The 18300-nt window shown below is 66.1% G+C and carries 17 protein-coding genes; 10 read left to right on the top strand and 7 right to left on the bottom strand.

What is annotated here, in order from left to right; genetic code table 11:
- Nucleotides 1-6: 6 nt before the first annotated feature.
- Nucleotides 7-1347, top strand: a complete 1341-nt coding sequence (locus tag PSTAB_RS13485) for a sensor domain-containing protein (RefSeq protein ID WP_013983344.1) — start codon at nucleotides 7-9, stop codon at nucleotides 1345-1347.
- A 9-nt stretch (nucleotides 1348-1356) separates the two neighbouring features.
- Here PSTAB_RS13485 and mapR read toward each other — a convergent pair whose 3' ends face one another.
- Together mapR and ccoG are read right to left on the bottom strand one after the other, a co-directional pair.
- Nucleotides 1357-2766, bottom strand: coding sequence for a GntR family transcriptional regulator MpaR (gene mapR / locus PSTAB_RS13480; protein ID WP_013983343.1), 1410 nt, complete (start codon nucleotides 2764-2766; stop codon nucleotides 1357-1359).
- 34 nt (nucleotides 2767-2800) lie between these two features.
- Entirely contained in the window at nucleotides 2801-4219 is a 1419-nt protein-coding gene (gene ccoG, locus PSTAB_RS13475; RefSeq protein WP_013983342.1) for a cytochrome c oxidase accessory protein CcoG, read from the bottom strand.
- A gap of 301 nt (nucleotides 4220-4520) precedes the next feature.
- On the opposite strand from ccoG, the gene PSTAB_RS13470 reads away from it, so the two are divergent.
- From PSTAB_RS13470 to mdoH, 6 genes are all read left to right on the top strand, one after another.
- Entirely contained in the window at nucleotides 4521-4886 is a 366-nt protein-coding gene (locus tag PSTAB_RS13470) for a CidA/LrgA family protein (protein ID WP_013983340.1), read from the top strand.
- Entirely contained in the window at nucleotides 4883-5593 is a 711-nt protein-coding gene (locus PSTAB_RS13465; protein ID WP_013983339.1) for an LrgB family protein, read from the top strand. The genes PSTAB_RS13470 and PSTAB_RS13465 overlap by 4 nt, the downstream gene beginning before the upstream one ends.
- 144 nt (nucleotides 5594-5737) lie before the next feature.
- Nucleotides 5738-6517, top strand: coding sequence for a PhzF family phenazine biosynthesis protein (locus PSTAB_RS13460; RefSeq protein ID WP_013983338.1), 780 nt, complete (start codon nucleotides 5738-5740; stop codon nucleotides 6515-6517).
- 96 nt (nucleotides 6518-6613) lie between these two features.
- Nucleotides 6614-8905 (top strand): beta-glucosidase BglX, encoded by a 2292-nt coding sequence (gene bglX / locus PSTAB_RS13455; protein ID WP_041771962.1) that lies wholly within the window; start codon nucleotides 6614-6616, stop codon nucleotides 8903-8905.
- A 183-nt stretch (nucleotides 8906-9088) separates the two neighbouring features.
- Nucleotides 9089-10615: a glucan biosynthesis protein G gene (locus PSTAB_RS13450; protein WP_014597168.1), complete on the top strand. Its 1527-nt coding sequence runs from the start codon at nucleotides 9089-9091 to the stop codon at nucleotides 10613-10615.
- 10 nt (nucleotides 10616-10625) lie between these two features.
- Nucleotides 10626-13184, top strand: coding sequence for a glucans biosynthesis glucosyltransferase MdoH (mdoH, locus tag PSTAB_RS13445; RefSeq protein WP_013983334.1), 2559 nt, complete (start codon nucleotides 10626-10628; stop codon nucleotides 13182-13184).
- 43 nt (nucleotides 13185-13227) lie between these two features.
- Here the strand turns inward: mdoH and PSTAB_RS13440 are convergent, their stop codons facing one another.
- On the bottom strand, nucleotides 13228-13569 hold the full coding sequence (locus PSTAB_RS13440; protein WP_013983333.1) for an FKBP-type peptidyl-prolyl cis-trans isomerase: 342 nt from the start codon (nucleotides 13567-13569) through the stop codon (nucleotides 13228-13230).
- Nucleotides 13570-13798: 229 nt separating this feature from the next.
- Here PSTAB_RS13440 and PSTAB_RS13435 point away from each other — a divergent pair, with 229 nt between their 5' ends.
- Both PSTAB_RS13435 and wrbA read left to right on the top strand, forming a co-directional pair.
- Nucleotides 13799-14497, top strand: coding sequence for a pirin family protein (locus tag PSTAB_RS13435; RefSeq protein ID WP_013983332.1), 699 nt, complete (start codon nucleotides 13799-13801; stop codon nucleotides 14495-14497).
- Nucleotides 14498-14567: 70 nt separating this feature from the next.
- Nucleotides 14568-15167 (top strand): NAD(P)H:quinone oxidoreductase, encoded by a 600-nt coding sequence (gene wrbA, locus PSTAB_RS13430; RefSeq protein ID WP_011913828.1) that lies wholly within the window; start codon nucleotides 14568-14570, stop codon nucleotides 15165-15167.
- A gap of 38 nt (nucleotides 15168-15205) precedes the next feature.
- On the opposite strand, the gene PSTAB_RS13425 is transcribed toward wrbA, so the two are convergent.
- Nucleotides 15206-15691, bottom strand: a complete 486-nt coding sequence (locus tag PSTAB_RS13425) for a GNAT family N-acetyltransferase (protein ID WP_011913827.1) — start codon at nucleotides 15689-15691, stop codon at nucleotides 15206-15208.
- Nucleotides 15692-15868: 177 nt separating this feature from the next.
- Between PSTAB_RS13425 and PSTAB_RS13420 the strand changes: the two genes are divergently transcribed.
- Nucleotides 15869-16408, top strand: a complete 540-nt coding sequence (locus PSTAB_RS13420) for a DUF3087 domain-containing protein (RefSeq protein ID WP_011913826.1) — start codon at nucleotides 15869-15871, stop codon at nucleotides 16406-16408.
- Between the two features lie 12 nt (nucleotides 16409-16420).
- On the opposite strand, the gene PSTAB_RS13415 is transcribed toward PSTAB_RS13420, so the two are convergent.
- From PSTAB_RS13415 to PSTAB_RS13405, 3 genes are read right to left on the bottom strand one after another with little or no spacing between them, the layout of a single operon-like run.
- Nucleotides 16421-17077, bottom strand: coding sequence for a c-type cytochrome (locus tag PSTAB_RS13415; protein WP_011913825.1), 657 nt, complete (start codon nucleotides 17075-17077; stop codon nucleotides 16421-16423).
- 10 nt (nucleotides 17078-17087) lie between these two features.
- Nucleotides 17088-17990 (bottom strand): copper resistance protein B, encoded by a 903-nt coding sequence (locus tag PSTAB_RS13410; RefSeq protein WP_041771786.1) that lies wholly within the window; start codon nucleotides 17988-17990, stop codon nucleotides 17088-17090.
- Nucleotides 17980-18297 carry a hypothetical protein gene (locus tag PSTAB_RS13405; protein ID WP_013983330.1) on the bottom strand — a complete coding sequence of 106 codons (318 nt, stop codon included), beginning with the start codon at nucleotides 18295-18297 and terminating at the stop codon, nucleotides 17980-17982. Before PSTAB_RS13405 ends, PSTAB_RS13410 begins: the two co-directional genes overlap by 11 nt.
- Between the last annotated feature and the right edge of the window lie 3 nt (nucleotides 18298-18300).

Here is an 18300-nt window from a genome sequence, read left to right as displayed (position 1 = left end):
GCCGCCGTGAAGACAGATAGCTGCGCGCCCCTGGCAAGTGTCGTCGATCTGCTGCTGGACGCGATCTGCGTCGTCGATGCGCAAGGCAACTTCGTTTACGCCAGCGCCGCGTGTGAGCGCATCTTCGGCTATACGCCGCAGGAGATGCTCGGCAAGCGGATGATCGAGATGGTCTATCCCGAAGACCGTGAACGGACCATGGCCGCGGCCCGCTCGGTCATGGCCGATCAGCCGCTGCTGCACTTCGAGAACCGTTACGTGCGCAAGGACGGCGGCGTAGTGCACATCATGTGGTCGGCCTGCTGGTCGACCGATAACAAACTGCGCATCGGCGTGGCGCGCGACATCACCCAGCGCAAGCAATCCGAAGCGATGCAGGCGGCGCTCTATTCCATTTCCGAAGCGGCGCATGGCGCGAAAGATCTGGCCGCGCTGTATCAGCAGATTCATCAGACCATTGCGCAGCTGCTGCCGGTGGACGATTTTATCGTTGCCATCCGCAATACTGCCAGCGGCGAACTCGCCTATCCCTACCAGGCGCTGGCGCTCGACGCGACTGCTCTGCCGGCGGAGCCTGCGGCGTCTCTGTGCTTTTCCGTTCTGCATGGCGCACAAGCGTTGCGCTTCAACGCCGACTCAATGCGTGCGCTGGCGCTCCCGCTCGGTGACGGGGATCTCCACGCCTGGTGGTTGGGTGTGCCGCTCAACTCTAGCGAGGGCGTGATCGGCGTCCTGTTGCTCAAGAGCACCGCGGCGCCCTACACCGAGAAGGATCAGGAGCTGTTGCAGTTCGTTTCCACCCAGGTGGTCACGGCAATCGAGCGCAAGCAGCTCTATGCGCGTCTGGAGCGCATGGCGCAGTACGACGAGCTCACCGGTCTGCCGAACCGCGCGTGCTTCCGCGATCGACTGAGCACGGCGCTGGCACGGGTGCGGCGCAACGGCGGGCGCATCGCCTTGCTCTACCTGGACCTGGACCGGTTCAAGCAGGTCAACGACACCTACGGGCATGGCGGCGGTGATCGGCTGCTGCAGACCGTCGCCGAACGCCTCGGCGGTTGCGTGCGGGACACCGATACGGTGGCGCGGCTGGGCGGTGACGAGTTCGTGGTATTGCTGGAAAGCATCATCGACGCGGAGGACGCCCAGCGGGTGGTGGCCAAGATCCGCGACGCCTTTGAGGCGCCGTTGCCGATTGCCGGACACAGCCTGGAGATCGGCATGAGCATTGGTATCGCCCTCTACCCGGAGGACGGCGAAGTGGAGGCGCAGCTGCTCAAGCAGGCCGATGAGCGCATGTACCTGATGAAGAGCGGCCGCGGGCAGCTACCGGTGGATTGCGCCTGAGTCAGACGCTCAGAAGGACTTCAGCATCCTGCCCAGCAGCTCCATCGCCTGCTCGCTGCGGGCGTCCCATGGATGGCCATGGTTCAGCCGCGCGCAGTTGCGAAAGCGCTGGGTGGCCGAGAAGATCGGCCCCGGCGCCAGGCTGATGCCCTGGGCCAGCGCCAGTTGCAGCAGCTGCAGCGAGTCCACCTGCTCGGGAAATTCGAACCAGAGAAAGTAGCCCCCAGAAGGGCGCGTAACCCGCGTGCTCGCCGGGAAATGGCGCGCGGCGGAGGCGAGCATCGCGCCCTGCTGCATCTCCAGTGCGTGGCGCAGCTTGCGCAAGTGGCGGTCGTAGCCGCCATGTTGCAGATAGTCGGCAATGGCGGCTTGCGCCGGCACGGAAGGGGAGATGGTGGTCATCAGCTTCAGCCGGGTGGTCTGCTCGGCGTAGCGGCCGCCGGCGACCCAGCCGACCCGGTAGCCGGGCGCCAGGCTCTTGGAAAACGAACCGCAATGCATCACCAGGCCTTCGCGATCATGGCTCTTCACCGGCTTTGGGGGCTCCCGGGTGAAGTACAGCTCGGCGTAGACGTCGTCCTCGATCAGCGGCACCTGATGGCGCTGCAACAGCTCATACAGCTGCTGTTTCTTCGCCTCGCCCATGCTCGCACCCAGCGGGTTCTGCAGGCTGCTCATGAACCAGCAGGCCTTGATCGGCAGATGCGCGAGGCGGTCGGCGAGAATCTCCAGATCGATGCCTTCGCGCGGGTGGACGGGAATCTCCACCGCTTTGAGCTTGAGCCGTTCCAGCACCTGCAGCGTGGCGTAGAACGCCGGCGACTCGATCGCTACCAGGTCGCCCGGTTCGGTTACCACCTGCAGGCAGAGGTTCAGCGCTTCCATCGCACCTGTGGTGATCACCAGCTCGTCCATCGGCAGCATCACGCCGCTGACCATGTAGCGCAGGGCGATCTGCCGGCGCAGGTCCGGGTTGCCCGCTGTCATCTCGGCGATCACTTCGCGTGCCGGCATGTCGCGCACGCTTTGCGCCATCGAGCGTGCGAGCCGTTGCAGGGGAAACAGCTCGGGGCTGGGAAAGGCCGAACCGAAGGGTACGGTGGCCGGATCGCGCAGCGAGGCGAGCACGGAGAAGACCAGTTCGCTGACGCCCACCTCGGTGGTTTCCGCCGGGCGGGTGCTGATGTCCGGTTCGTGAAGCGGGCGCTTGACATGTTCGCGAACGAAATAGCCCGAACGCGCCCGCGCCTGGATCAGCCCGCGGTCTTCCAGCAGGTAGTAGGCCTGGAACACGGTGGACGGGCTGACGCCATAGGTGCGGCTGGCGTGGCGCACCGAGGGCACCTTTTCCCCGGGGGCGAGCACGCCGCTGCGGATCAGTTCGGCAATCTCATCGGCGAATTTCTCGTAGCGCTTCATCGTGTCCGGGCCGTGGCGGTTGGGCATGGCCAGTCTACTGGCGTAGCGCCGCGATGGGGGCGACGAAGGTGCTCGGTGTGCTCACCCGACTGTCCGGCTTGACCAGGTCGCTGACCTCGAAGCGCAGCTCGCGGCTGAAGTCGCGGGCGTTGTCGAGCAGTGCCACGCTGACCGGCAGATCGGCGATTTCGCCCGGAGCCAGCGCGATCTCGCGCGGGCCCTGCAGCTCGAAGGGGCCGCCGTCCAATGCCAGCGCGTAGCGGCGCGGCTGCTGCGTCTTGTTGATCAGCTTGAGGCGATACATGTTCTCGATCTGGCCCTGCATGTTCTCGCGGTACAGCGTGCGGTCGCGGGTGACGTCCAGCTGCAGCTGTGGCCGCGCGTCCAGTGCCCAGATGAAGGCTGCGATCATGGCGGTCAGCGCCACGGCATAGCCGACCAGCCTTGGACGAAAGAAGCGGGTGATGCCGCCCTTGAGCGCACGTTCGGAGGTGTAGCGCAGCAGGCCGCGGGCGTAACCCATCCGGTCCATGACGCTGTCGCAGACGTCGATGCAGGCGCCACAGCTGATGCAGTCCAGCTGCAGGCCGTCGCGGATATCGATGCCGGTGGGGCAGACCTGCACGCACAGCGTGCAGTCGACGCAGTCACCGAGGCCCTGGGCTTGCGGATCACTGCCCTTGCGCCGGGCGCCGCGGTTCTCGCCGCGGGCTGTGTCGTAGGAGACGAGAAGGGTGTCGGCGTCGAACATCACGCTCTGGAAGCGCGAGTAGGGGCACATGTGCAGGCACACCTGTTCACGCAGCCAGCCGGCATTGATGTAGGTCGCGGCGGTGAAGAACAGCAGCCAGAAGGCGGTGGTGGCACCGATCTCGAAGCGGGCAAGGCCGGCCACCAGTTCGCGTACCGGGGTGAAATAGCCGACGAAGGCCAGCGCCGTGGCCAGGCTGATGGCCAGCCACAGCGTGTGCTTGGCGGCACGGCGCAGCAGCTTGGCGGCGGACCAGGGTGCAGCATCGAGCTTGATGCGCTGCAGGCGGTCGCCTTCGGTGATCTTTTCCACCCACATGAACATCCAGGTCCAGGTGCTCTGCGGGCAGGCGTAGCCGCACCAGATGCGCCCGGCCAGCACGGTGATAAAGAACAGGCCGAACGCGGCGATGATCAGGATCGCCGAGAGCAGGATGAAATCCTGCGGCCAAAAGGTGGCGCCGAAGATGTGGAACTGCTGCCGGTCCAGGTCCCACAGCACCGCCTGACGCCCGTTCCAATTCAGCCAGACGGTGCCGAAGTAGAGCAGCATCAGCAGGGCGCCGCCCAACAGGCGCAGGTTGCGGAAACGTCCGCTGAAACTGCGCGTGTGGATGGGCCCGCCGCTCTGGGCGGGGGTCAGGCGGATCGGTTGGCTGGGATCAACGGTTTCGATGATCTGCGCGGGTATGCGGTCGGTCATTAGGCTTCGCCCCATAGGCATTTCAGGCGAGGCGGATGATCCCTGCCGGTGGTGCTGCATAACAGACTCAGATGAACAGCCAAAATACAGATCAGATGAGCATCGGTTGCCTGCCCTGCAACGACTTCGGACAATGGGTTGACCTGTATCAGTGGAACGTTTCGGGATCGGCTGATCTGCTTTTTTAGTGCCAATCTGCATCTGTTGCGCCGCTGCCAACGCAGCCATAGTCGAAACCTTTTGCCACGCACTGAGGAGCTGTCGTCATGATTTCTGACCTGCCGCCAATGGAGCACCGCCGATGATTCTCAAGGGCCTGATCTGGCTGGTGTTGCTGCAACTGCTCGGCAACCTGATCAATCTGGTGCTGCTTCCGGCATTGCCTGGGCCGATCATCGGCATGCTGTTGCTGTTCGGCCTGTTGCTGCTGCGCCGCAGCATTCCGGAGTCTCTGGAGAAGACCGCGGCCTTGCTGCTGCAGTATCTGCCGCTGCTGCTGATCGTGCCGGCCGCCGGCATCATGACCAGCGCCGGTGCGCTGCGGGATGACCTGCCGGCCATCGCCGCCGGGCTGGTGCTGTCGTTGCTGATTACCGTGCCGTTCTGCGGCTGGCTGATGCAGCGTCTGATTAGCCGGCTCGACGGCCAGCGGGAGGATCAGGCATGAGCGTATTCGACTGGCGCACCGCCTGGGCGGCCGTCGTGGTGCATCCGCTGTTCGCCGTGGCGCTAACGCTGATCGCTTTCCAACTCGCGCTGATGCTCTACCGGCGCAGCGGCTGGCTGGTGCTGCAACCGGTCATGGTGGGCATGCTGCTGGTGGTCGGCACACTGACCCTGGTGGACCTCGACTATGTGCGCTACCGCGACGGCGCTGCGCTGGTCGCCATGCTGCTGGGGCCTGCCACCGTGGCGCTGGCGGTGCCGCTGCATCGTCACCTCAAACGGATTCAGCAATTGTTCTGGCCGATCGTCATTACCCTGGCGGTCGGCGGCGTGCTCAGCGTGGTACTGACGCTGGCGATCGCCTGGGCATTGGGCGCAGAGCTGCCGGTGCTGATGAGCCTGGCGCCGAAGTCCGCGACCATGCCCATCGCCATGCTGGTGGCCGAGCAGCTCGGCGGCCTGGCCTCGCTGGCGGCAGTGTTCGTCATGCTGACCGGCGTCATCGGCACCGCGTTGGGACCGCTGCTGCTGCGCTGGGCCGGGGTCGAGCATCCCGCGGCGCGGGGCCTGAGTTATGGCCTCAACGCCCATGCCATCGGTACCGCAAGGGCGCTGGAGGAGGGTGATGAGTGCGGCGCCTTCGCTGCGCTGGGCATGAGCCTGCTGGGCATTCTGATCGCGCTGCTGCTGCCGTTCGCCCTCGGTTGACGCCGCCTGCCGGGCATTCCCGTGCAGGCCGCGGCGGTGGCGGCGTTGCGACCCTCACGCGCCACTGGCTAGCACCCCGTCAGACCCGTTAGAGTAGGCGGCGGTCGCTTGACCGTGCACAGGGTGCAAACCATGAAATTGCGGATGTTCCAGGTCGATGCTTTCACCGCTGAACGTTTCCGGGGCAATCCCGCGGCGGTGATACCCTTGCAAGCCTGGCTGCCGGACGAGCTGATGCAAGCCATCGCCGCCGAGAACAACCTTTCCGAGACGGCCTTTTTCGTTCGCGAGGCGGACGGGGCCTTTCACATCCGCTGGTTCTCGCCGCTCACCGAAATCGATTTCTGTGGCCATGCCACGCTGGCCAGCGCCTTCGTGCTGCTGGAACAGGGGCTGGCCCGCGCGCCGCTGACCTTTCGTGCCGCTGCCGTGGGCGATCTGGCCGTGCAGCGGCGTGCTGACGGGCTGCTGGAAATGAGTTTTCCCAATCGCGCGCCGGAGCCGGTCGCCGAGCCGCCGGCCGCGTTGCTGCAGGGGCTCGGGCTCGCGCCGGAAGCGGTGCTGCGCAATCGCCAGGCATGGTTCGCCGTCTACCGCGACGAGCAGCAGGTGCGCGCTCTGGCGCCAGATCTGCAGGCGTTGCGCACGCTGGCACCGCTGGATGTGGTGGTGACCGCGCCAGGGCGCGAGCAGGATTTCGCCTCCCGCTATTTCTGGCCGGCCAATGGCGGCGCCGAGGACCCGGTCACCGGTTCCATCCATGCCGGGCTCGCGCCGTACTGGGCCGAGCGGCTGGGGCGCAACGAACTGGTGGCGCTGCAGGCATCGGCGCGCACGGGCATCCTGCACTGCCGGGTCGAAGCGGACCGTGTGATGGTGGCCGGGCAGGCGGTGCTCTACCTCGACGGCACCATCGAACTCTAAGACGAATTCAAGGGCGCATTGCGTACGGTCCGTGACCTGCGCGATGGGTGTGCCTGTGTGTGGCTGGTCGGTTGAAACGAGAATGGGGTTGTGATGATGAAAAGGCTGTTGCCGTTTGTCCTGCTTGCCGGCGCGATGAGTCCGTTCGCCTGCGCGGCGGCGCCGGCCCTGCCGCTGGACGACCGACAGGCACTGATCGAGACCCTGCTCGAGCGCATGACCCTGGCGGAGAAGATCGGCCAGCTGCGGCTGATCAGCATTGGTGGCGACATGCCGCGCGAGCGCATCGTCGAGGAGATCGCGGCCGGCCGCATCGGTGCCACTTTCAATTCGGTGACCCGAGCCGACAACCGCCCCATGCAGGACGCGGCCTTGCGCAGCCGACTGGGCATTCCGATCTTCTTCGCCTATGACGTGGTTCATGGCCATCGCACCATCTTCCCCATCAGCCTGGCCCTGGCTTCAAGCTGGGACCTCGACGCCATCGCCCTGAGCGGTCGGGTTTCGGCCATCGAGGCCAGTGCCGACGGCCTCGATCTGACCTTCGCGCCCATGGTGGACATCACCCGCGACCCGCGCTGGGGGCGGACGTCCGAGGGCTTCGGCGAAGATCCGTACCTGGTCTCGCAGATCGCCGGCACGCTGGTGCGCGCCTATCAGGGCGAGCGCCTGAGCGCCGCGGACAGCGTGATGGCCAGCGTCAAGCACTTCGCCCTGTACGGTGCGGTGGAGGGCGGGCGTGATTACAACGTGGTCGACATGAGCCCGCAGCGCATGTACCAGGATTACCTGCCGCCCTACCGTGCGGCGGTGGACGCCGGCGCCGGTGGCGTGATGGTGGCGCTGAACACCGTCAACGGCGTGCCGGCCAGTGCCAACCGCTGGCTGTTGCGTGACCTGCTGCGCGACGACTGGGGCTTCCGCGGGCTGAACATCAGCGATCACGGCGCCATCGATGAACTGCTGCGCCATGGCGTGGCCCGCGATGGCCGCGAGGCCGCGCGCCTGGCGATCGAGGCCGGCATCGACCTGAGCATGCACGACTCGCTCTATCTGCAGGAGCTGCCCGGCCTGGTCGAACGCGGCGAAGTGCCCCTCGAGCTGATCGACCAGGCGGTCGGCCGTGTGCTCGGCGCCAAGTACGACCTGGGTCTGTTCCATGATCCCTATCGCCGCATCGGCCGGGCGGTGGACGATCCCGCCGAGGTCAACGCCGAAAGCCGCCTGCACCGCGAGGCGGCACGCCAGGTCGCGCGCGAGTCCCTGGTGCTGCTGGAAAACCGCGGGCAGACGCTGCCACTGCGCAGGGATGCACGCATCGCGCTGGTCGGGCCGCTAGCCGATTCCCCCGTCGACATGCTCGGCAGCTGGTCGGCAGCCGGCGTGGCAGCGCAGGGCGTGACGCTGCGCCAGGGCCTCGAACGAGCGCTTGGCAAGGACGGCCGGATCATCCACGCGCGCGGCGCCAATGTTACCGACGATGCCGGCATGATCAAGTACCTGAACTTCCTCAACTGGGACCGCCCGGAGGTGGTCCAGGACCCGCGTCCGCCGCAGGCGATGATCGACGAAGCGGTGCGTGCGGCGCGCGAGGCCGATGTGATCGTCGCGGCTCTGGGCGAGGCCCGTGGCATGTCCCACGAATCGTCCAGCCGGACCAGTCTGACCTTGCCGGCCAGCCAGCAGGCGCTGCTCGAAGCCCTGGTCGCCACCGGCAAGCCACTGGTGGTGGTGCTGATGAATGGTCGCCCGCTGCAGCTGGGGTGGGTCAGGGAGCATGCCGATGCGCTGCTGGAAACCTGGTTCACCGGAACCGAGGGCGGCAATGCCATCGCCGATGTGCTGTTCGGCGCGCACAACCCTTCGGGCAAGTTGCCGATCTCCTTTCCGCGTTCGGTGGGGCAGATTCCCACCTACTACAACCATCCACGGTTGGGCCGCCCCTATGTCGAGGGGCGTCCGGGCAACTACACCTCGCAATATTTCGAAGAGCCCAACGGCGCGCTGTACCCATTCGGCTACGGCCTGAGCTATACCGAGTTCGAACTGTCCAAACCGCAACTTTCCCAGCGCGAATTGAAACGTGGGCAGCGCCTGGAGGTCAGCGTAACGGTAAAGAACAGCGGAGCGCGCGCCGGCGCGACGGTCGTGCAGCTTTATCTGCAGGACTTGGTCGGCTCCAGTGTGCGACCGGTGAAGGAGCTCAAACGCTTCGAAAAGATCCGGCTCGAGCCGGGCGAGACGCGGGTGGTGCGCTTCACTCTGGGCGAGGACGACCTCAGGTTCCACGACGCCCGGCTCGACTACGTGGCCGAGCCAGGTGAATTCGAAGTGCAGCTGGGGCTCGATTCGCGAGCCGTGCAGAGCGAGCGCTTCGAGCTGTTGTAAGAAAATTTCTGTATGGAGAAACGCCTGCAGTCCGGCAACGCCGTCGCACCTGTCGCGCGCGGCACAGCGGCTGGGCTCGGGTGGTTCACCACAGCGAAGCAGAGCGAACTCTGCACAAACGTGTAATTCGGAGGCGGTGTGTTACGCATTTTTCAACGGAAGACGGGTACCCATCCGGCGCGCATGCTGGCAGGGCTGGCAGGTGGGTTGTACATGCTGATGGCCGGCAGTGCGCTGGCGTTCAGCCTGGATGATGTGGCCAAGCAGGCGCAGGAACTGGCGTCCCGCGGCTATGAGGAACCGGCGAGCAACCTGCCGGAAGAGTTTCGCCGAATGGCCTTTGCCGATTACCAACGGCTGCGCTTCGACCCCGAACATGCCTACTGGAAGGATGCCGATACACCGTTCCACCTGCAGTTCTACCATCAGGGCATGCACTTCGACACGCCGGTACGCATCAACGAGATCACCGCAACGGACGTCCGCGAGATCCGCTATGACCCGGCCATGTTCCAGTTCGACGGCGTCGAGGTCGATCCCGCCGCGCTGGAAGGTCTGGGCTTCGCCGGTTTCAAGGTGCTCTATCCGCTGAACAAGAAGGACAAGCAGGACGAGGTGATGACGCTGCTCGGTGCGAGCTATTTCCGCATCGTTGGCAAGGGCCAGTGGTATGGCCTGTCCGCACGCGGGCTGGCGATCGACACGGCGCTGCCGGTGGGTGAGGAGTTTCCCCGCTTCCGCGAGTTCTGGGTGGAACGGCCGCAGCCCGACCGGCGCAACCTGGTCATCTACGCGCTGCTCGACTCGCCGCGTGCCACCGGCGCCTACCGCATGGTGCTGACGCCGGGCAAGGACAGTACGCTGGACGTGCAGGCCCGGGTGTACCTGCGCGAGCCGGTGGGCAAGCTGGGCATCGCGCCGCTGACCAGCATGTACCTGTTCGGGGCGAACCAGCCCAGCGATTCGCTGAATTTCCGCCCGCAGCTGCACGACTCCGAGGGGCTGGCGATCCACGCCGGCAACGGCGAGTGGCTCTGGCGCCCGCTGAACAACCCGCGTCGCCTGGCGGTCAGCGCGTTCAGCGTGGAGAATCCGCGTGGCTTCGGCCTGATGCAGCGCACCCGGGAGTTCAACCGCTACGAGGACCTGGACGACCGCTACGAGCTGCGCCCGAGTGGCTGGGTGGAGACGCGCGGTGACTGGGGCAAGGGGCATGTCGAGCTGGTGGAGATCCCGACGCCCGACGAAACCAACGACAACATCGTCGCCTTCTGGTCGCCCGAGAAGCAGCCGGAGCCCGGTCAGCCGCTGGACCTGGAGTATCGCCTGCACTTCTCCATGGACGAACCGAGTCTGCACGATCCGCAACTGGCCTGGGCACAGCAGACCCGCGTGTCGGCCGGGGACGTCAAGCAGGCCAACCTGATTCGCCAGGCCGATGGCAGCACCGCTCTGGTGGTGGACTTCGTCGGGCCGGTGCTGGCCAAGCTGCCCGAGGATGCGCCGGTCACCACTCGCGTCAGCGTCGATGACAACGCCGAGCTGGTGGAGAACAACCTGCGCTACAACCCGGTCAGCAAGGGCTGGCGCATGACTCTGCGGCTCAAGGTGCGTGATCCGCGCCGGCCGGTGGAAATGCGTGCGGCGCTGGTCGATGGTGAAAAGACCCTTTCCGAAACCTGGACCTACCAGATTCCTCCCCATGAATAAGCAGGACGCAATGAACCGCATGGCTGAAGGCTATTGCGATGGCCTGGCGCTGAACGACGTCGAGGACCCGGCCAGATACCGGCAGGCCGCGGAGCAGGGCGGTCTGCTCGCCCTGCATGACGAAATGTCCGCCGCGACGACCGCCGAGCGCGGCCCGTCGCGGCGTCTGCTGGACTCCGTGGTGACCCGGCTGCGCATGGGCTGGGGCGATCTGTTCGACCGCGCCGGCATCATCCGTGAGGACCATCAGGGCCGCCCCTATCTGCAATCCACCCCGCCGATCGTTCGCACGCGGATGGTGCCGGAGCCCTGGCACACCAACATCCTACGTCGCGGTTGGCGCCGGCTGCTGGGGCGCAAGACTCCGCGGCGCACCTTCGAACCCAGCCCGCAGCCGCTCGACGAAGCACGCTGGCGGCGCGTCGCGGCGCTGCGGCGCAGCGCATTGCTGATTCTGATGCTCGGCCAGACCGCGTTCGCCACCTGGCAGATGAAGGCGGTGCTGCCGTACCAGGGCTGGTCGCTGGTGGACCTGCAGGACGTTTTCGTGCAGCCGCTGGCCGAATCGGCACGGCAGATCCTGCCCTACGTGGTGCAGACCAGCATCCTGCTGCTGTTCGCGCTGCTGTTCTGCTGGGTATCGGTGGGCTTCTGGACCGCGCTGATGGGCTTCTTCCAGCTGCTGCGTGGCAAGGACCGCTATAGCATCTCGGCCAGCAGTCCGGGCAACGAGCCGATTCCAGCCGAGGCGCGCACCGCGCTGGTGATGCCGATCGCCAACGAGGACGTGCCGCGGGTCTTCGCCGGTCTGCGCGCGACTTACGAGTCGCTCAAGGCCACCGGTGAGCTGGAGCATTTCGATATCTTCGTGCTCAGCGACAGCAACGACCCGGACACCTGTGTCGCCGAGCAGCAGGCCTGGGTCGAGCTGTGTCGCGCGGTGGATGGTTTCGGCCATATCTTCTATCGCCGCCGCCGGCGTCGGGTGAAGCGCAAGAGCGGCAACATCGACGACTTCTGCCGGCGCTGGGGCAGCAGCTACCGCTACATGGTGGTGCTCGATGCCGACAGCGTGATGAGTGGCGAATGTCTGACCAGCCTGGTGCGGCTGATGGAGGCCAACCCCAACGCCGGCATCATCCAGACCGCTCCCAAGGCCTCGGGCATGGACACCCTCTATGCGCGCCTGCAGCAGTTCGCTACCCGCGTTTACGGGCCGCTGTTCACCGCCGGGCTCAATTTCTGGCAGTTGGGCGAGTCGCACTACTGGGGTCACAACGCGATCATCCGGGTCAAACCCTTCATCGAGCATTGTGCGCTGGCGCCGCTGCCCGGCACCGGCTCCTTCGCCGGCGCGATCCTCTCGCACGATTTCGTCGAGGCGGCGCTGATGCGACGTGCCGGCTGGGGCGTGTGGATCGCCTACGATCTGCCGGGCAGTTACGAAGAGCTGCCGCCCAACCTGCTCGACGAGCTCAAGCGCGACCGCCGCTGGTGCCATGGCAACCTGATGAACTTCCGTCTGTTCATGGTGCGCGGCGTGCACACGGTGCATCGTCTGGTGTTTCTGACCGGAGTGATGTCCTACCTGTCGGCGCCGCTGTGGTTCCTCTTCCTGCTGCTGTCCACCGGCCTGCTGGCCATCCATACGCTGATGGAACCGGAGTATTTCCTGCAGCCCAACCAGCTCTATCCATTGTGGCCACGCTGGCATCCGGAGGAGGCTATCGCGCTGTTCTCGGCGACCATGACGCTGCTGTTCCTGCCCAAGCTGCTCAGCGTGCTGCTGGTCTGCATCCAGGGCGCGCAGGCCTATGGCGGTCGGTTGCGGGTGGTGCTGTCGATGCTGATCGAGACGCTGTTTTCGGTGCTGTTGGCGCCGGTGCGCATGCTCTTTCACAGCGTGTTCGTCACCGCGGCATTCCTCGGCTGGTCGGTGCAGTGGAAATCGCCGCAGCGCGGCGATGACGCGACGCCCTGGGGTGAGGCGCTGCGCCGGCATGGTTCGCAGATCGTCATCGGCGTGCTCTGGACGGCACTGGTCGCCTGGCTGGATGCGGCCTTCCTCTGGTGGCTGGCGCCGATCGTGGTGTCGCTGATCCTCTCGGCGCCGGTGTCGGTGATCACCAGCCGTACCGGCCTGGGCCTGGCCGCCCGGCGGTGCAAGCTGTTCCTGATTCCCGAGGAGTACGCGCCGCCTACCGAGCTGGCCAACACCGACCGCTACCAGCAGCAGAATCAGGCGAACGCGCTGCGCGAGGGCTTCCTCGTCGCCGTCGTCGACCCGCTGTACAACGCCCTGGTCTGCGCCATGGCGCGCGCTCGTCACGCCAAGGTGGTGCCGGCCGCGGAGCACCTGCGCGAGCAGCGTCTGGCGGAGGTACTGGCGGCGGGGCCGGCGGCTGCGAAGGGCGAGGCGGCGCGCTGGCGACTGCTCAACGATCCCGATGGCATGGCGTTGCTGCACCGCCATGTGTGGGACGACCCGGCAGGTGCCAACTGGCTGGCGCGCTATCGGGAGGAGTACCCCCAGGGTGTTCCTCACCAGGCGCCGGCCAGCGCGAGCTGAAATCGCAGCGCCATGCGGTGCGCGAACCGCATGGCGCTGCTGATCAGTCGTCCCGGGTCAGCACTTCGAGCAGCTCGATCTCGAAGTGAAGGTCCGAGTTCGGCGGAATGTGCGCGCCGATCTGCCGCTCGCCATAGCCCAGATGAGCCGGCACGAAGAGCCTGCGCTTACCGCCGACTTTCATTCCCATCAGGCCGATATCCCAGCCCTTGATCACGCGCCCGGTGCCTATCACGCACTGGAACGGCTTGCCGCGCGTGTAGGAGCTGTCGAACTCCGTGCCGTCGCTCAGCGTGCCGCGGTATTGCGTCGTGATGAGTGCGCCTTTTACGACCGCCTTGCCTTCGCCGAGGTGCACGTCCTCGATTTGCAGTTCCTGGTTCATGTTCCGCCCTGGTTAGTTGAAACAGGGCGCCGTTTTGGCAGGTAAACCGATTGCGCGCAACCGCTTGCGTGAGTGCAGGGCGCGCGTTGGATGAGTGCAGCGAGATAGATCGATTAATTCGATTTTTATTGGCGCAAATTTGCGTACATGCCGATGAAGAATAAATAGATCATCTGGCTCACTCGGTTCTGCCGGCTAGCCCGGCCGACCCACTCATTCGGAGGCTCAGATGATCGAACGTCGTCCCCATGCAGAACTCGGCCACGCCCGGCACGGGTGGCTGAACGCCCGTCATCACTTTTCCTTTGCCGACTATCACGATGCCCAGCGCATGCGCTGGGGCCGGTTGCGTGTCTGGAACGACGACAGCATCGCCCCGCATTCGGGCTTCGAGCCCCACGGGCATCGCGACATGGAAATCATCACCTACGTGCGCCAGGGCGCGATCACTCACGAAGACAGCCTGGGCAATCGCGGGCGCACCGTTGCCGGCGACGTGCAGGTGATGAGCGCCGGCAGCGGCATCGTCCACAGCGAGTACAACCTGGAAGACGAGGAGACACGCATCTTCCAGATCTGGATTCACCCGCAGCAGACCGGTCTGCCGCCGACCTGGGGCACCCGCAGATTCCCCAGCGGCGAGCGTGCCGGGGCGTTCGTCACCCTGGCCAGCGGCCTGCCGGGCGACGACGAGGCCTTGCCGATTCGTGCCGAGGCCCGTCTGGCAGCGGCTACGCTTGAACAGGGGCAGAGCGCCGATTACCAGATCGCCGAAGGGCGCCGCGTCTACCTGGTGCCCGCGAGCGGGCAGATCGAGGTCAACGGTGTCACCGTCTCCGCCGGGGATGGCGTGGCCGTGCGCGATGAGGCACGGCTGACCGTCCGCGCGCAGGAGAACAGCGAAGTCGTGCTGGTCGAGTCGCGCTGAACGCCGCCGACGCTCGGCTATCACAACCCAAGGTTTACCCGCACACATTCACCAAAAGAGGAAAGACAAGATGGCGAAGATTCTCGTGCTGTATCACTCGATGTACGGCCATATCGAAACCATGGCCAACGCGGTGGCAGAAGGCGCCCGTCGTGTGCCGGGCGCCGAGGTGGTCATCAAGCGCGTACCGGAGACGATGCCGGAAGATGCCTTCCGCAACGCTGGCGGCAAGGTCGATCAGGCAGCTGATATCGCCGATCCGAACGAATTGCCGAACTACGATGCGATCATCTTCGGCACGCCGACCCGCTTCGGCAACATGTCCGGACAGATGCGCAACTTCCTCGACCGCACCGGCGGCCTGTGGGCCAAGGGCGCACTGCACGGCAAGGTCGCGAGCGTATTCACCTCCACGGGCACCGGTGGCGGGCAGGAAATGACCATCACCTCCACCTGGACCACCCTGGCGCACCACGGCATGGTCATCGTGCCGACCGGCTACGGTATCAGCGAGTTCTTCGACATCTCCGAGACCAACGGTGGCACGCCTTATGGCGCCTCGACCATCGCGGGCGGCGACGGCTCGCGTCAGCCATCGGAGAAGGAACTGGCCATCGCGCGCTTCCAGGGCGAGCATGTGGCGAAGATCACCAGCAAGCTCGCCGGCTGATCCCCCCGGCCGGACGGCGTCCGCCGTCCGGCATCCCGTCAGGCCTCCAGCAGCAGGCCGTACATCAGTTCATCGACATAGCCATCCTCGCCGGCGCGCTTGTAGGCCGCCCGCTGCGTTCCCTCGTGCACGAAGCCGAAGCGCTGGTAGAAGGCGATCGCCCGCGGATTGTCGGCCTCCACGCTGAGCTCAACGCGGCGGATGCCGCTGGCGGCCAGCCGGTCGAGGGCGTCCTGCATCATCCGTCGGGCCAGTCCGCTGCCCTTGGCCTGCGGTGCGACCGCCAGCGTGCCCAGGTAGGCGACATGAGCCGCGCGACCGAGGTGCCGCTGCACCTTGTAGAAGCCCTGTACCTGCCCATGCTCCTCGAACACGTAGAAGCTGCCGCTTTCGAACAGCGGCTCGAACACCTTGCCGAAAGCTTCGCGTGGCATGGGGTCGAAACCGAGGTAGGGCACCACATCCGGGTGCATGTAGATGTCGTAGACCCGTTGCTGGTCGGCAGGTATGGCGAGGCGGCGCATGGACAGTTCCCGTGGGGCGGTGGCTGCAGCATAGCGGCTGAACCTGCGACGGGGCGATGTCTGGCGTAGGGCGATTCGCGAGAGCGTGCGAAGCGCTGCGCTGCGTCAGCCGCGCGTGGGCCAATGGGGTGATAATGCGCGGCGCCTGCCATCCATTTCAGCCGAGGACAACGCCCCGTGGTGCTATTCGAGATCGTTCCGCGCAGCCCCGAAACCTACCGTCGCGAGACCCGCCGCAGCACGCTGATCGTCGCGGCCACCTTCGCCATTCTGGCCATGGGCCTGTCGGGCCTGGCGGTCGCGCTGTTCGGCGAGCCGGGCGGCGACAACCTGCGGCTGAACATTGGCGGGGTCGTCGCGGGGCTGGCACTGACCGTCGCGCTGGTGCGGCTGCTGTACTGGCAACAGCCGTGGATGGCTTCGGCGGCCTATGGCTGGCGGCTCAAGCGCAGTCTGATGCGGGTGACCAACATGATGCATCAGGTCAGGGCCGGCGTGAGCGCGGGCGATCCCGCGGCAATCAAGCTGCTGCGCTTCTATCATCTTGGGCTGACGCAGATGCACCAGCTCGATGGCAATCTCACCGGGCTCAGTGATTCGGTCGCCGAAATCGACCGTCACCGCGAGGCGATGGAGGCGCTGGGCATGGACATCGAACAGAACCGGCTCGAGTCCGAGTGGCTCGAACGGGTCGGCAGGATCGAGGCGAAACGCTGAGCCAGGTGTGCGTCAGTGCTGGTGACGACTGCCGTCGGAATGCCGATGCACCTTCGCATCTGTCTCGCCCTGCTCGGAAGCGCCGTGGTGATCGCCGGTCTGGCTGGAATGCTGGCCGCTGTGATCATGCATGTCCGTTTCGCCGCCGCCGTGCTGGTGGCCGTCGCTGGAGGCCACCAGCGCCTGGTATTCCATGGGAGTGAGCGACGGCAGCTGCTCGACAAAGGCGACCAGCGACCAGATGTAGTGGTCCTCCATGAATCGGCCCCACGCCGGCATGCCGGTGGATTTGAGCCCATGCTTGATGACCCAGAAGGTCGCGGCCGGGTCGCCGTCGCGGGTAGCTTCGGCCAGCGCTGGTGGGGCGGGGTAGAGGCCCTGGCTCAGCTCGGTTGGCGCGACGCCCGGCGCCAGGTGACAACCGACGCACATCGCCGCGTAGTTGCCCGCGCCGGAGCGCATCTGTTCCGCCGAGCCCAGCGGCGGCACCTCGATGTCCCGGGCGCGCACGGCTACGGCGCGTTCGCGGGCCGTCTCCAGCACGGCATGCAGCGGTGCGCTGTGCGGGTCGTCAGCGCCGACGTCGATGATGCCGGAGTACAGCACCAGCGCCGCGCCGGTCACCACCGCCAGGGCACTCAGCGCCAGCGTCGCCAGGACTGTTCTCATGCCGTACCCCTCAGAACCAGAAGCGGATGCCGGCCACCAGGCGGGTGTCGCTGACATCCTCGCCTTCGGCACGCAGCAGGTCGGCGGTGTTGCCGTAGGCACGGTTCCAGGTCACGCCGACATAAGGCGCGAACTGGCGGCTGATCTCGTAGCGCAGGCGCAGCCCTAGACTGGCGTCGCTGAACCCTGCGCCGACGCCGCGCGCCTCGTCGTTGCGCCCGTGCAGGTTGAGCTCGGCAGTGGGCTGCAGCACCCAGCGCTGGGTCAGCAGGATGTCGTACTCGGCCTCCAGACGCAGTGCGCTCTGGCCGCCTTCGCCGATGAACGCGGTCGCCTCGGTTTCCAGGCCGAACAACGGCATGCCCTGCACGCCAAAGGCCGCCCAGGTCTGCGGCGAGCCGGGTTTGAAGTCCTGGCGCACGCCGGCGACGGTTTCCCACCAGGGACCGATGGCGTGGCTCCACAGCAGCTGCAGTTCCGCTTCCTCGGTGTGGCCATTGGTACGCTCGCCCTCCGAGCGGAACGCCAGACGGTCGATGTCGCCACCGACCCAACCGGAAATGTCCCAGGCCAGCGCGCTGCCCTCGTCGGCGTCCTGCCACTCAAGCTGGTCGGCGAGAAACAGGAAATTCGTCCCGCCCTGGTGCATGTGATGGGCCGGCAGGCTGGGGAACGCCGCGGCGCGATCCGCATCGCTGATGGCTGGGATGGGCGTGCGCGGCTCCTGTCCCGGCGGGTGCGCCATCGAGCCGTGGTCCATGTGGCCGTGATCGGTTCGCCCATGATCCCTGTGCTCGTGCGCTGCCGGCGCAGCATGGCCGGCATGGCCGGAGTGGTCCATGTTCTGCTGCGCCTGACTCGCCGCCGTGACCAGACTCAGCGCGACGGCGACGGGGAGCGGCTTAATGCGCATGCGGATTGCCCTGCTCGGCGTCCTTGGGCATGTCCTTGTCCACCGATCCGCCGCCCATGCCGCCATGATCCATGTGGCCGTTGCCCATGTGCTGCTCGTGCATGTCCTTCATCTTGTCGTGGTCCATGCCCTGCATCATGCCGCCCTGTTGCGTCTTGGGCTGCGTGGTCTGCGGGGTGGCCTGTTCGGCCGGGTCGTTCTCGGCATGATGACCGTCATGTTCGCTCTGCTGCGCCTGGACCGCGTTCAGGCCGAGGGAGGCGGCCAGGCCGAGGGCGAGCAGGGTGGTTTGCTTGAGGGTTTTCATAGG

Source organism: Stutzerimonas stutzeri (genome assembly GCF_000219605.1).
GTDB lineage: Bacteria > Pseudomonadota > Gammaproteobacteria > Pseudomonadales > Pseudomonadaceae > Stutzerimonas > Stutzerimonas stutzeri.
Note: the sequence above shows the minus strand (reverse complement) of the source record. Positions and strands in the feature narration are given on the sequence as shown.